The organism is Kitasatospora sp. NBC_01560 (genome assembly GCF_045208415.1).
Classification (GTDB): Bacteria; Actinomycetota; Actinomycetes; order Streptomycetales; family Streptomycetaceae; genus Kitasatospora.
Genome location: NZ_CP109364.1, coordinates 341,617 through 354,582, shown reverse-complemented (window position 1 = coordinate 354,582; position 12,966 = coordinate 341,617). Strand labels below are relative to the sequence as shown.

Here is a 12,966-nt window from a genome sequence, read left to right as displayed (position 1 = left end):
TGCCGGCATGAGCTACCTCGCCGCGGACGACCGCTACGCCTCGATGACCTACCGTCGCGCCGGAAGCAGCGGTGTGCAGTTGCCCGCCGTCTCGCTGGGCCTGTGGCACAACTTCGGTGACACCCAGCCGCTGGAGGTCCAGCGGGCCGTGCTGCGCCGGGCCTTCGACCGGGGTGTCACCCACTTCGACCTCGCGAACAACTACGGCCCGCCGTACGGCAGTGCGGAGCGCAACTTCGGTCACCTGTTCGCCCAGGACTTCCGCCCGTACCGGGACGAGCTGTTCATCGCCACCAAGGCGGGCTACGACATGTGGCCGGGCCCGTACGGGGACGGCGGCAGCCGCAAGTACCTGCTGGCCAGCCTCGACCAGTCGCTGGACCGGATGGGCCTGGACCACGTGGACGTCTTCTACTCGCACCGCCACGACCCGGACACTCCGCTGGAGGAGACGATGGGCGCGCTGGACTCGGCGGTGCGCTCGGGCAGGGCCCTGTACGCGGGCATCTCCAACTACCCGGCCCCGCAGCACCGGGAGGCGGCGGCGATCCTGCGCGAGCTGGGCACGCCGGTGCTGCTGAACCAGGCGCGCTACTCGATCCTCAACCGCGGCCCTGAGGGGGGCCTGCTGGACGCGGTGGGCGACACCCGGACCAGTCTGATCGCCTTCTCGCCGCTCGCCCAGGGCCTGCTGACGGATCGCTATCTCTCGGGCGGGGTGCCGGAGGGTTCGCGGATGTCGGTCGGCCACTTCCTCAAGGAGGAGGCGCTGACCGGTGCGAAGCTGGAGCAGCTGCGCGCGCTGGGCAAGGTGGCCGAGCGGCGCGGGCAGAGCCTGGCACAGCTGGCGCTCTCCTGGGTGCTGCGCGACGAGCGGGTGGTGTCGGTGATCATCGGCGCCAGCAGCGTGGCCCAGCTCGACCAGAACCTCGACGCGTTGGCCGGCGCCCCCCTGTCGGCGGAGGAACTGGCGGAGATCGACCTGCTCGGTCGCTGACGTCCGGGACACGGTCGTCCTCCGAGAACGCGCCGGCGGCCTCCTGGTGGTTCGGGGGCCGTCCATGCCGACGAGCCTTCGCCGAACGGCTTTCCGGATGCTCCGCCTGTTTCCCCGTGGGGTCGGTGGTGCTCGACGGCGACCGGGGGCCGTCCGGGAGCGTCGGCGGTTACCGGTCGGATCCTCGACCGTGGACGCTCCGCCGCGTGAACGCCGCTGTGGTCGTCGTCGGGGGCGATCGGGGGAGGTGGAACGGCCGAGGGCGTCGCGACGGCGGTGTCTCGACCGGGGGCAGGCCCGGTGCGGTGGTGGCCGGTTTCGGCTGTTCGATCCGCCCGCGGCGGAGATTGTCAAAGTTTTCCTGTTCGGATGCGTTGTTTTATGTCTAGTCTTGTGATGAACGGGCGTCAGATCGTTGGCCATCCGCCGCAGCGCCGCGGCGTGAATTCACTTCCCGCGCAGGTTCTCTGACTGCTGATCAGGGAGAGTGGGCATCCCGAGCCAGGTCGGCCCGCCGCCATTCGAGAGCTGATTCACACACATTCGAACAAAGGGGAGGCGCATGCCTGCCATCGAAGTTCTCCCACGCACGGCGACCACGGCGCTCGTGACGGTCGTCCTGCCCTGCTTCAACGAGGAGTCGGTCCTGCGGGAGACGCACTCCCGGTTGACCCGTGCCCTGCGGCCGGGGCGTCGGGTGGCCTACGAGATCCTCTACGTGGACGACGGCAGCACCGACGGGACGTGGTCCCTGATCGAGGAGTTCGCGAGCACCTCGGAGTCCGTCCGCGCGCTCAGGCTCAGTCGCAACTTCGGTCACCAGGCCGGCTGTCTGGCCGGCCTGAAGGAGGCCGCCGGGGACGCGACCGTGGTCATCGACGCCGATCTCCAGGATCCGCCCGAGCTCATTCCGGAGATGGTCGCCCGGTGGTGGGACGGCTGGTCCGTCGTCTCGGCCCGCCGCACGGGTCGACTGGGGGAGGGGGTCCTCAAGCGGGCCTCGGCCTTCGCCTACTACCGCGTGCTGAACGGGATCTCGGACCACCCGGTGGCGCTGGACACGGGCGACTTCCGGCTGCTCGACCGGTCGGTGGTCGACCTGCTCGCCGACATGGGCGACCACGAGCTCTTCCTGCGCGGGGCGATCAGCTGGGCGGGGCTGCCGGAGACCGTGGTGGAGTACCAGCGGGATCCGCGTGCCTCCGGCGAGTCGAAGTACACCGTGCGCAAGATGCTCGAACTCTCCCGCCGGGGGGTCATCTCCGGATCGGCCCTCCCGGTCAGGGCGACGACCGCCGTCGGACTGGCCTCGATGGCGAGCGCCGCCGGTCTCGGACTCGTCCGGCGTGACCCCGAGGCCGCCCGGACGGCCTGTGCGCTGGGCGTCCTGGCCGTCGCGATCGGGGTCCTCGGCGAGTACGTGAACGCCACCCTGCGGCACGTGCAGGGCCGCCCGCCGTTCGTGGTGAGGGAGCGCATCCACCCCCGGCAGCCGGCCGCCGCGCCGCGGGCGGTCCTCGCGGGGGCCGCCCGATGACCGCCGCACCCCGGCCGGCCACGCTGTCACCGGTCCTCCAGGCCGAGGCCCCGGTCGACGTCGTGATCGTCGGTGCCGGGTTCACCGGCCTCGCGGCCGCGCTCGAACTCGCCTCACGGGGCGTCGGCGTACGCGTTCTGGAGGCGGCGGGCGACGTCGGCGGCCTCGCGGCGTCGTTCGAGGTCGCCGGCCGTGACCTGGAGCGCTTCTACCACCACTGGTTCGACTCCGACACGGAGATCCTGCGCCTGTGCCAGGAGCTGGGGATCGCGGACGCGGTGGAGGCGCACCTCACCTGCACCGGCATGTACTACGCCAACACGATCTTCAAGTTGTCCAAGCCCCTCGACGTCCTGCGCTTCGCCCCGCTGGCGTTCACCGACCGGATCCGCCTCGGTCTGCTGGCGTTGCGCGCGGGGCGGGTGCGGAACTGGCGGGAGCTGGAGAACAGCACCGCCGAGGAATGGCTGGTCGCGCTGGGCGGCCGCCGGGTCTACGAGGTCGTGTGGCGGCCACTGCTGGAAGGCAAGTTCGGCTCGTACGCCGGGCAGGTCGGTGCCACCTGGATGTGGACCAAACTGCACCTGCGGGGTGGCAGCCGCACCAAGTCCGGCAGCGAGACGCTGTACTACCTGCGGGGCGGCAGCAAGGCGCTGGTGACGGCACTCGTCGAGCGGCTGACCGAACTCGGCGTGGACCTGCGGACGGGCTCGGCCGTACAGTCCTTGCGCGCCGACGAGCGCGGCCTGACCGCCGTGGTGGCGGGCGGGCGGCTCCATCCGGCGCGCCAGGTGCTGGTCACCACCGCCCCCGAGCAGGCCGCGCGGCTGCTGGACGGCCCCGGAGCGGCGCACCCCGCCGTGCCGGCGCTCGGCCGGCAGCTGCGGCAGGTGCGGTACCTGGCCAACGTGTGCCTGGTCCTGGAGAACAACCGCAGGCTCTCCGACACCTACTGGCTGAACGTCAACGATCCCTCGTTCCCCTACGTCGGTGTCATCGAGCACACCAACATGGACGACCCGGCGCGCTACGGCGGACGCCACATCGTCTACCTCTCCAAGTACCTGCCGGCCGACGCGGACCTCTACCGCATGACCGACCGGGAGGTCTTCGAGTACAGCCTCCCGCACCTGCGGCGCATGTTCCCCGGCTTCGACCGGAGCTGGGTGGACGGGTACCACGTCTGGCGCGCCGAGTACGCCCAGCCGGTCGTCACCCCGGGCTACACCCGCGCCATGCCGCCGCTGCACACCAAGGTCCCCGGGCTGTACCTCGCCGGCATGGCACAGGTCTTCCCCGAGGACCGGGGCACCAACTACGCGGTGCGGGGCGGCCGCCAGGCCGCCCGGATGATGGCCGAGCACCTGGGCCGGCCGCACCGGAACCACACGGAGCACGCCCGGACCGGGCCCGGTCGCCCGGTCGCCGGCGCGGAGAGGCGGGGAGGAGAGCATGTCTGACCTGATCACGTTCGACGACTGCCAGCACCTGGAGATCGGTCGGATCCACGAGCTGTACGGCAAGCACGTCAGCCGCAGCCAGGTCGCGCTGATCGGATCCTTCGGATTCGGACGCGACCTGGTGGACCACGCCGAGGGGGCCTGGATCCACCTGCGTGACGGCCGGAGGATCCTGGACTTCACCGGCGGCGTCGGGGTCCTGAACCACGGGCACAACCACCCGCGCATCCTCGCGGTCCGCGAGCGGTTCCAGCGCGAGCGCCGGATGGAGGTGCACAAGAACTACTTCTCCCCGTACGTGGCCGCGCTCGGCCACAACCTCGCCACCCTGCTCCCGGGCGACCTGAACGTGAGCTACTTCCCCAACTCCGGTGCGGAGGCCGTCGAAGGGGCCGTCAAACTCGCGTACAAGTACCACGGCGGCCGGCGCGGGACGATCCTGCACACGGACATCGCCTTCCACGGGAAGCTCCTGGGCGCGGGCAGCCTCACCGCCTCACCGGAGATCCACTTCCCCTTCCCCGGGATCCCCGGCACCGACTCCTTCGGCTACGGCGACCTCGACTCCTTCGCGGCGGCCCTCGACCGCCACCGGGGATCCGACGGCGGCTGCGACGTCTACGCCGTCGTCCTCGAACCCTTCAGCGCGTCCAGCCTGCGCGAGTGCTCCGGGCAGTTCCTGCGCGAGGTGCGCCGGATCTGCACGGAACAGGACATCGTGCTGGTCTTCGACGAGGTCTACACCGGCTGGGGCCGGACCGGCGAGCTGTTCGACTTCATGCGTCACCCGGGCCTGGTCCCCGACGTTCTGGCGATGTCGAAGTCCTTCGGCGGCGGCAAGGCCTCGATCTCCGGCTACGTGGCCCGGGAGCCGGTCTTCCGCAAGGCGTACGACAACCTCGCCGACGCCACCCTCCACAGCACCACCTACTACGGCTTCGGGGAGGAGACCGCCACCGCGCTGGAGGCCGTCGCCGTCGCGGTGGACGAGGACTTCCCGGGCCGGGCCACGGCCATCGGGAGCCGGCTGGGGGCGGGCCTGGCCGACCTGGCCGCCCGCCACCCCCGCCTGGTGGCCGAGGCCCGCGGCCGGGGCGCGCTGCACGGACTGTTCCTGCACGGCGGCCCGCAGCTCCCCGAGCGGATCCGGTCGGTGCTGCCCGGATCCTTCGCCAAGGACCCCCGGGCGGTGCCCAAACTGCTCACCGCGGCGGTGGTCGCCGCCCTCTACCGGGACCACGGCGTGCTGACGTACTTCGGCTCCAACCGCGAGATCGCCCTGATCGCCGCACCTCCTCTGGTGGCCGGCCCGGAGGAGGTCGACACCTTCCTGAGCGCCCTGGACCAGGTCCTCGGCCGGGGCGCGGCCCGCCTGCTGGCGGGCTTCGTCAAGGAGAAGGTGAGTTCCTGATGCGCCCCACCCCGGTGACACCGACGACACCCGCGATGCGGACGCCAGGGGCGGCGCCGGCGACACCCACCCGGCCCGGCGCCCGGCCCGACGCCCTGGACGCGAGCGGCCTGCCCGCCTACTGGGCACGTCGGTACGCCTGCCTGCGGGATCCCGTCGGGGCCGCGGCGGCCCGTGACCACGTCAGGCACACCGTCGCCCTCCTCCCACTGCCCTACCGGCTGGGCTACGCCGCCGTACTGCGGGCCGTTCCCGCCCTGTTCCGGTGCGCCAGCGGTCACGACCTGCGCCGGGCGCCCACGGCCGCCGACCGCACCGGGATGGCCCGCCTCGGCCGACTCCCCGGTGTGGCCGAGGTCATCCGCGCCAGCACCGGGCTCGCGCTCTACGGCGCCCTGGACGGACGGACCGAGCGGGCGGTGACCCGATGAGGGCGTGGTACCCGCACGTCGGCCGGGTCCCGACCGTCCGCGAGTGCGACGTCCTGGTGATCGGCTCGGGCGCGGGCGGCAGCACCGTCGCCCTGGACCTCGCCACGGCGGGGCGCCGGGTCACCGTGATCGAGGAGGGCCCCCGGGTCACCACGGCCGACCTGGCCGCCGCCACAGCGGCCGAGAACATGCGCCTGCTCTACCGGCAGGGCGGTCTCACCCCGGTCTTCGGCCGGCCGACCATCGCCTACGGCGAGGGCCGCTGCGTCGGCGGCACGACCGTGGTCAACGGCGGGCTCCTGTGGGATCCCCCGGAGGCGCTGTTGAACCGGTGGGCCGCGGTCAGCGGGATCGGCGGTTACCGTGCCGCGGACCTCGCCCCGCACCTGCGGCTCATCGCCGAGCGCCTCCGAGCCGGGCGGCAGCGACCGGAGGGCGGGAACCGCGACTCGGTCCTGCTCTCCGCCGGTGCCGACCGGCTCGGGTGGCGCTGGGAGTCCGCGAACCGGGCCGTTCGGGGATGTCTCCACCGCAACCGGTGCACCACCGGCTGCACCACGGGGGCGAAGCAGAGCATGGCCCTCACCTACCTGCCGCGGGCGGAGGCACTCGGGGCCGAGATCGTCCCCGACACCCGGGCCCTGCGGATCCGTCATGACGGGCGGGACGTTCACGAGGTCCTCACCGTCGACGGCGGCGGTCGCCGTACCAGCCTCCGTCCCCGGGCGGTGTTCCTCGCAGCAGGGCCGATCGGCACACCGGCCCTGCTGCAGCGCAGCGGGATCCACCCCGCCCTCGCCGGGCGCGCACTGGCCCTGCACGTCAACCTCCGGACCGTCGCCCGCTTCGACGAGCCCGTCGACGCCACCGACGGCACCATCTTCACCACCCAGGTCCAGGAGTTCACCGACCGCGGCACCCTCGTGATGCCGTCCAACCTGACCCCGGGGAGCCTCGCCGCGGCCCTCGCCGGGCACGCCCCCGACCTGGTCGAGCGGATTCTCGGCCGGATCGATCGGGCTGCCGTGTACACCACCCAGGTGCGGCTGCGAGGCACGGCACGGGTCCGCTCCACCCCGCTCGGCGGCGTTCTCCTGAGGCACGCCATGACAGCCGAGGACCACCACGCGCTGCGCCGGGCGTTCGGCGACACCGCGCGGCTGCTGCTGGCCGCCGGAGCCGTGGAACTCGTGGCGCCGGTCGCCGCCGCCCCACCCCTGTACACCGCGGCCGACGTCGAGGACTTCTGCGCCCGCGTCCGGCCGGACGACTGGCAGCTGGTCTCCGTCCACGGAATGGCCTCCTGCCGGATGGGCCTGCCGGACCGGGGCGGGGTCTGCGACGAGCTCGGCCGCCCGCACGGCTACCGCAACCTGTACGTCAGCGACGCCGGCGTCCTTCCGGGGGTGACCGGCATCAGCCCGCAGGGCACGATCATGGCCTTCGCCCACGAGATCGCCGCGCGCTTCGTCGGCACCTGAGGCACCCCCATGAGGTGACGCACCAGGACCACGTGACGCCACGACAACCCGAGCGGGGCCCGGACACCCCCGCGGCATCCGGGCCCCGCTCCCACCCCTCATCGGATCATCGGAGAATCCTCGTGCGCACCCTCATCGCCCGGCCGGGAAAGGCCGTTCGGTCCGACCGGTCGTTCAGCACCCCGGCGATCGTCGCCTCCTGCGTCGGTTTCGTCCTCATCGGAGCCCTGCAGTCGCTCTACGGGCCGGCCCTGCCCGCCCTGCGGCAGGACTTCGGGCTGTCCCCCTCCGGCGCGGGCCTCGCCCTGAGTGCCCACTTCGTCGGTGGCGTCACCGGAGTGCTCGCCTTCGACCGGGCCTTCGGGCGGATCGGCAACCGCGCCCTGCTCGGCACCTCCTACGCCCTGATGGCCCTCGGGAGCGTCGCGTTCGCCCTGTCGCCGAGCTGGCCCCCCGCCCTGCTGGGAGCCCTGGTCACCGGGTTCGGCTTCGGCGGCATCGACTACGGCCTGAACCAGCTGTTCGCCACCGGCTTCGGACGGCGCAGCCCGGCCATGCTCAACGTCCTCAACGCGCACTTCGGCATCGGGGCGATCGCCGGTCCCGCCCTGATCGGCCTGTTCGGCGCCGACCGCTACCCCTCGGTCTTCACCGCCTTCGCCGTCCTGGCCGCCCTGCTGTTGATCCCGCTCAGGGGCGTCCGGGACCGGACGCCCACCGCCACCGGCGGGGCTCCGGACGACTCCGACCCCGCGGTCCGGACCACCGGAGCCGCGCGCCGGACGGCCCCGCTGCTCGCGGTGTTCGTGGTGCTCTACGTGCTGCACGTGGCGGTGGAGGCAGGCGTCGGCGGCTGGGAGCCGACCCACCTGGAGGCCGTCGGGTACAGCACGACGCTCGCCGCCTCGGCGACGTCGGTCTACTGGTTGATGATGACGGTGGGGCGCTTCCTGGTGGCGCCGCTGACCCTGCGCCGGTCGGAGCCGGTCATCATCGCCGTCAGCTGCGCGGGCATGGCGGTGTGCCTGATCGCCGCCGCACTGCCGGGCGTCGCCCCGTACGCCTACGCGGGCGTCGGGCTGTTCATCGCGCCGATCTTCCCGACGGGGCTGCCGTGGCTCAAGCGCGCGGTGCCCGCGGCGCAGCGGGCCGGCGCACTGGTGATCGCCGCTTCCATGGTGGGCGGGGTGGCGGCCGGGCCCGTGTTGGGCAGGACCATCGAGCTCTTCGAGGTGCGCGCGGTGCCCGTCGTGCTGTTCGTGCTGGCCGCCGTCTGCCTGGCGGCCACCGGCTGGCTCGCACACGCCACCCGGGAACCGCAGGGCGGGTCACCCCGGACACCATGAGTGTCCCCGGCACCGGGCGCGCACCCGCCGCGGAGCGGTACGGGCGACGCCGCGCCCGGCGTCCCAGGGATCGCGCCCGTCGAGGGTCGGACGTGGTCGGCGGGGTCGAAGCCGTTCTCCTTCGTCCGCCGTACGGGGTGCTCCACGGTGGACCGGTCGCCTGCGGAGCCTCCGCGCCCGGCCCGGGGCTCAGCCGGCCGCGACCGGCAGGAGGCCGCGCCCGGCGAAGACCTTCTTGGCGACGAAGGTGGCGTTGAGGGCCTTGGGAAAGCCGCAGTAGGCCGCGGCGTGCAGCAGTGTTTCGACGATCTCCCCGGGGGTGAGGCCGACGTTGAGGGCGGCGTTGATGTGGACGTCCAGCTGGGGCTCGCAGCCGCCGAGCGCGGTGAGCATGCCCAGCGTCACCAACTGCCTGTCCCGCGGTGAGATTTCGGGTCGCCGGTAGATCTCGCCGAAGCCCCAGGCGACGATCTGGTGACCGAGTTCGGGGCTGACGTCGGCCAGGGAGTCGACCACCCGCTGTCCGGCCTCGCCGTCGATGCGGGTGAGCAGCTCGATGCCGCGGTCGTAGCGGTCCTGGCGGGTCTCGGCGGTGTCCGGGGTGCTGCTCATGGAGTCGCTCCGTTTCCGGTGGCGCACAGGCGCCCCCGCGTGCAGTCGGTTCTGGCACGACCGTAGAACGTGCGGTGCGCTCGAACCCGGCCCCGACACGCCGGCCGCCCGTCGATCGCCTTCGCGTCGCGCCGCGCCTCGGCCGGCCCTCGTCCACGACCGGGTTCCGCCGAGCCAGGTGGGAGCGAGCCGTCCCGGGCCGGCGCCGCCCGGCCGCGCGGTGACTGCTCAGCCGTGCGTGGCGCACGGGAGGCTATCCGGGCACGGCCGCGGGCCAGTTGGTTCTGACGACCGTCAGGGCGGTGCTCAGCTGGCTCTGGGTGGGGAAGAAGGGCGTGCCCTCGACGGTCGGCAGTTTCGAGGCCAGCGCGGTGTCCAGGGTGCCGTCGTGGGCCATGGCGTCCATCAGGACCGGTCGCGCGTAGTCCACGAGCCGCAGGTTCTGGCCTTCCGGTGAGGCGAGGTACTCCTCCCAGAGGCGGGCCGCGGCCGGATGCGGGGCGTCCTTGTTGATGGCCTGCGCGTAGTACTGGGCGAAGCTGCCGTCGAAGGGGATGGCCACCTTCCAGTCCACGCCCGCTCCCCTGAGCCCGTCGACGTGCTGCAGGTTGAGGTAGTCCCACTCGATGCTGATCGGGGTCTGGCCGGCGGCGATCGCGGCCACGCTAGCGTTGGTGTGGTTGAAGTTGCCGATCCGGTTCAGGTGGGCGAAGAAGTCGATTCCCGGCTGGATGTTGTCGAACGAGCCCCCGTTGGCGAGGGCGACCGCGTACACGGCGGCGAAGGCCGACCCTGCTGTGGTCGGCTCACCGGTGAGCGCGACCATGCCCTGGTACTCCGGTTTGAGCAGATCGGCGAACGACGCCGGGCAGGTCTTGACGCGCGCGGCGTCGCAGCCGATCGCGACGTAGCCGCCGTAGCTGTTGTACCAGCGGGCCTGGTGGTCCTTCTGGGAGGCCGGGATCCGGTGGTAGGTGGCGCTCCGGTACGGGGCCAGCAAGCCCTGGTCCGCTGCGGACTGGGCGAAGGAGTCGCCGAGGTCGAGCACGTCGGGGGCGTTCTGCTGCCCGTGGTAGCGCCTCATGTCGTCGATCTCCTGCTGGCTGGAGCCGTCCGGGTTGTCGTTGACGACCTTGATCCCGTACTTCTTCGAGAACCCGTCCATCAGGCCGCCGTAGTTCGCCCAGTGGGGCAGCAGGGTGGTGGTGTTGAGCTGGCCCTCGGCCTGCGCCTGCTTGATCAGCTCGTCCATGCCGCCCACCGCCTGGGCGGAGACTGCCTGGGACGGGGGCACCGTTCGGTCGGCGTTCTGCGCGTCGCAGGCGCCGAATCCGGCCGCCACGAAGCAGAGGCAGACGGAGAGCACGACTGCGCGGCCTCGGCGATGACTGGTCACGACGCCTCCACGGGCAGTGAGAGGACGGCACAGGCGGGTCGCCGTCGCGGGGCAGCGGCACGGCGTCGTCGGTGACCGCGGTGCCGGTGCGTGACCTGAGCCGCGCGGCCGGGACACCGCGGGACCGTCTCCCGCCGGACACGGTCCGAGCCTGCCGGGAGCGACATCGCCCGGACGGACCGCCGGACCGTCCCTGCGAGGTCACTGCGGGTTTCCATTCCCCCGCCGTGGTGACGGAGAGTTCCACCCTACCCGGCTGGCCTGCGAACTCGTCGGAAATGTCCCCTTCCTGCACGCAGGGACTGCACGGCCTCACCGTGGGTGCCGTTCCCGCCGGCACGACGTGGTCCACCGCCTGCGGGACCCGCCCGGCCGCCACGGACGTGGGTGCACCGGGTCCGAGGCCCGCGCGAAGGTCCCGGGCGCCGTCGGCGCAGCCCGCCGGTCGGCCGCCGGGGCAGCCGGCGATGACCGGCGGGGGCCGCTCTCGCAACAGATCCCGGGGGCTGGGCCGGTGCCCCTTGGGAGTGCCGGGTGTCAGTGGGGCCACAGCCGCAGCAGCCAGTGCTCGGCCCGGTGGGGGAGGGGGGCCCGGGTGGGACGGGAGGCGCTGCGGTGGACGGAGAGGGTGTAGCGGCCGGGCGGGAGACGCAGGGCCGCGTCGGCCGGGAGGTGCGAGACGCCGGAGGTGAGGGTGAGGCGGCCGCCTTCGAGGTCGACGGTGAGCCGGGTGTGGCGGGGCCAGCGGCCGGACGGGGGCGGGGGCGGCGGCGCGGACCAGTGCTGGACGGTGACGTGGGGGTAGTGGTCGGACAGCGCGCTGTTCAGGGTGACGGTGCCGGTGGCGGGCGCGGTGGTGGCGAGCTGGTCGTGCCGCGGGGTGGGCGGTCGGTCGTCGGGGTCGCCGCTGGGCGGGGTGGCGGTGTCGACGAGGTGGAAGAGGTGGTGCTCGGCCCGCACTTCGGTGGTCAGTTCGGCGACCGGTGCGGCGAGGGGGTGGCCGGTCATGGGATCCACCGGCGGGTCAGGGGTCGATCTGGACGTGGAAGGGGTCGTGGGTGAGGTCGCTGCCGAGGATGCGCCGGTTCTGGTAGAAGCCGCTGAGTTTGCCCCCGGCGCCGCGGTTGTCCCAGTCGTGGATCGGTTCGACGCTGTAGTTCTTGAGGTTGTCGTCGGCGCCTTCGAGGGTGGACGCGAACGGGTACTCGTCGCAGTCCAGGCCCTCGCGGGCGTAGTCGGGGAAGTACGTCAGGCAGGCGGCGACGGCGACGGCGCGGTGGGCGTCGATGGCGGCCTGGTCGGCGACGCGGTGCAGCGGCGCGGCCCCGGGGGCACCGGGGATCTGCTTGTTCGGGGCGTCGGGGGCGGTCTGGTCGGGGTGGTACTGGGCGGTGATGATGTGGTCGGCGGACTCGGGGTGGTCGGCGCGGTTGATGTGCAGGGTCTCGGTGACCCAGGGGAACACGCAGCCCTCGCCGGCCGCGGTGGTGACGAGGTAGGGGGCGGAGTCGCAGCGGATCCCGCTGTCGGGTCCGTCGTAGGGGTTGGCCGCGCCCTCGCCGATGACCGAGACGTGTGCGGCGAGGTCGGCGTAGCTGATGAGGGCGGTGCCGAGGCCGCCGGCGGCCTCCTGACGGAAGGAGTAGTAGCGGCTGGTGACGGAGCCTTCCGCGGCCCACAGCCCGATGGGCTGGACGTAGGGGCCGCCGAAGCCGCTGTCGACGACACAGGGCCCGAAGCCGGGCCGGGCGGTGCAGGTGACGTCGAGGCTGAGCGGTACTTCGGCGATGTCGCCTTCGAGGTGCCAGTCGTCGAGCACCTGGACGACGTCGACCTCGCGGCGGGCGTTGTGACCGTACTGGATGTCGGTCATCCCGGCGTCCGCACTGCCGGTGACGGAGCAGAAGATCCACCAGCAGGTGACGTGGGTGGGGTGGAGGTGGAAGGCCTGGCAGGTGACGAACCGCGATTTGCCGTATCCCTGGTCGTGGAAGGCGGAGTCCTGCTCGCGGCACTCGTAGGCGGGCAGTTCGTCCTGGCCCGAGCGCTTGGCGGTGCGGGAGGCGTGGTTCTCGTGGGGCCCGGGCTCCATGGCGCGAATGCCGTCGAGGAGCTGGTCGAGGGGCTGCGCGTGGCCGGGTTCGGTCAGCGGGACGTGGGTCGGGGCCAGCAGGACGTAGTCCCGGCGTGCGGGGACGTCGTCGGCGCCGGCCGCGCGTGCGGGGGCGGCGGCCGTGGCGGTGGCCAGCGTCAGCAGCGCCGTGACGAGGGCGGTCACGGCGGTCGCGGTGCCGC

At 72.7% G+C, this 12,966-nt stretch carries 11 protein-coding genes; 7 read left to right on the top strand and 4 right to left on the bottom strand.

The genetic code is table 11. The features are described 5' to 3' along the window. Positions 1–7: 7 nt before the first annotated feature. The 7 genes from OH807_RS01395 (at position 8) to OH807_RS01365 (ending at position 8,663) form a co-directional block, all read left to right on the top strand. Positions 8–997 carry an aldo/keto reductase gene (locus OH807_RS01395; protein ID WP_406192691.1) on the top strand — a complete coding sequence of 330 codons (990 nt, stop codon included), beginning with the start codon at positions 8–10 and terminating at the stop codon, positions 995–997. Between the two features lie 562 nt (positions 998–1,559). After that, positions 1,560–2,534 (top strand): glycosyltransferase family 2 protein, encoded by a 975-nt coding sequence (locus OH807_RS01390; RefSeq protein WP_406192688.1) that lies wholly within the window; start codon positions 1,560–1,562, stop codon positions 2,532–2,534. Continuing rightward, positions 2,531–3,994 (top strand): NAD(P)/FAD-dependent oxidoreductase, encoded by a 1,464-nt coding sequence (locus tag OH807_RS01385; RefSeq protein WP_406192685.1) that lies wholly within the window; start codon positions 2,531–2,533, stop codon positions 3,992–3,994. The genes OH807_RS01390 and OH807_RS01385 overlap by 4 nt, the downstream gene beginning before the upstream one ends. Beyond that, on the top strand, positions 3,987–5,405 hold the full coding sequence (locus OH807_RS01380; protein WP_406192682.1) for an aspartate aminotransferase family protein: 1,419 nt from the start codon (positions 3,987–3,989) through the stop codon (positions 5,403–5,405). Before OH807_RS01385 ends, OH807_RS01380 begins: the two co-directional genes overlap by 8 nt. Then, positions 5,405–5,836, top strand: coding sequence for a hypothetical protein (locus tag OH807_RS01375; RefSeq protein WP_406192679.1), 432 nt, complete (start codon positions 5,405–5,407; stop codon positions 5,834–5,836). The genes OH807_RS01380 and OH807_RS01375 overlap by 1 nt, the downstream gene beginning before the upstream one ends. Then, on the top strand, positions 5,833–7,317 hold the full coding sequence (locus tag OH807_RS01370) for an FAD-dependent oxidoreductase (RefSeq protein WP_406192677.1): 1,485 nt from the start codon (positions 5,833–5,835) through the stop codon (positions 7,315–7,317). The genes OH807_RS01375 and OH807_RS01370 overlap by 4 nt, the downstream gene beginning before the upstream one ends. 122 nt (positions 7,318–7,439) lie before the next feature. Beyond that, positions 7,440–8,663 (top strand): MFS transporter, encoded by a 1,224-nt coding sequence (locus OH807_RS01365; RefSeq protein ID WP_406192674.1) that lies wholly within the window; start codon positions 7,440–7,442, stop codon positions 8,661–8,663. A 189-nt stretch (positions 8,664–8,852) separates the two neighbouring features. On the opposite strand, the gene OH807_RS01360 is transcribed toward OH807_RS01365, so the two are convergent. The 4 genes from OH807_RS01360 to OH807_RS01345 all read right to left on the bottom strand — a co-directional run bounded on the left by OH807_RS01360 (position 8,853) and on the right by OH807_RS01345 (position 12,949). Continuing rightward, entirely contained in the window at positions 8,853–9,275 is a 423-nt protein-coding gene (locus tag OH807_RS01360; protein ID WP_406192671.1) for a carboxymuconolactone decarboxylase family protein, read from the bottom strand. Between the two features lie 253 nt (positions 9,276–9,528). Further along, on the bottom strand, positions 9,529–10,671 hold the full coding sequence (locus OH807_RS01355; RefSeq protein ID WP_406192668.1) for an ABC transporter substrate-binding protein: 1,143 nt from the start codon (positions 10,669–10,671) through the stop codon (positions 9,529–9,531). Positions 10,672–11,208: 537 nt separating this feature from the next. Further along, a complete protein-coding gene (locus tag OH807_RS01350) occupies positions 11,209–11,679 on the bottom strand; it encodes a hypothetical protein (RefSeq protein ID WP_406192665.1) in 471 nt (156 codons plus the stop codon). A gap of 16 nt (positions 11,680–11,695) precedes the next feature. Beyond that, the gene (locus tag OH807_RS01345) at positions 11,696–12,949 is read right to left on the bottom strand and encodes a NucA/NucB deoxyribonuclease domain-containing protein (RefSeq protein WP_406192662.1); all 1,254 of its coding nucleotides are present in this window, start codon (positions 12,947–12,949) and stop codon (positions 11,696–11,698) included. Positions 12,950–12,966: the final 17 nt, after the last annotated feature.

Bases quoted from the DNA above. Each gene is read 5' to 3' on its own strand.
- OH807_RS01395 (WP_406192691.1), top strand. From the start codon at position 8: ATGAGCTACCTCGCCGCGGACGACCGCTACGCCTCGATGACCTACCGT.
- OH807_RS01390 (WP_406192688.1), top strand. From the start codon at position 1,560: ATGCCTGCCATCGAAGTTCTCCCACGCACGGCGACCACGGCGCTCGTG.
- OH807_RS01385 (WP_406192685.1), top strand. From the start codon at position 2,531: ATGACCGCCGCACCCCGGCCGGCCACGCTGTCACCGGTCCTCCAGGCC.
- OH807_RS01380 (WP_406192682.1), top strand. From the start codon at position 3,987: ATGTCTGACCTGATCACGTTCGACGACTGCCAGCACCTGGAGATCGGT.
- OH807_RS01375 (WP_406192679.1), top strand. From the start codon at position 5,405: ATGCGCCCCACCCCGGTGACACCGACGACACCCGCGATGCGGACGCCA.
- OH807_RS01370 (WP_406192677.1), top strand. From the start codon at position 5,833: ATGAGGGCGTGGTACCCGCACGTCGGCCGGGTCCCGACCGTCCGCGAG.
- OH807_RS01360 (WP_406192671.1), bottom strand. From the start codon at position 9,275: ATGAGCAGCACCCCGGACACCGCCGAGACCCGCCAGGACCGCTACGAC.
- OH807_RS01350 (WP_406192665.1), bottom strand. From the start codon at position 11,679: ATGACCGGCCACCCCCTCGCCGCACCGGTCGCCGAACTGACCACCGAA.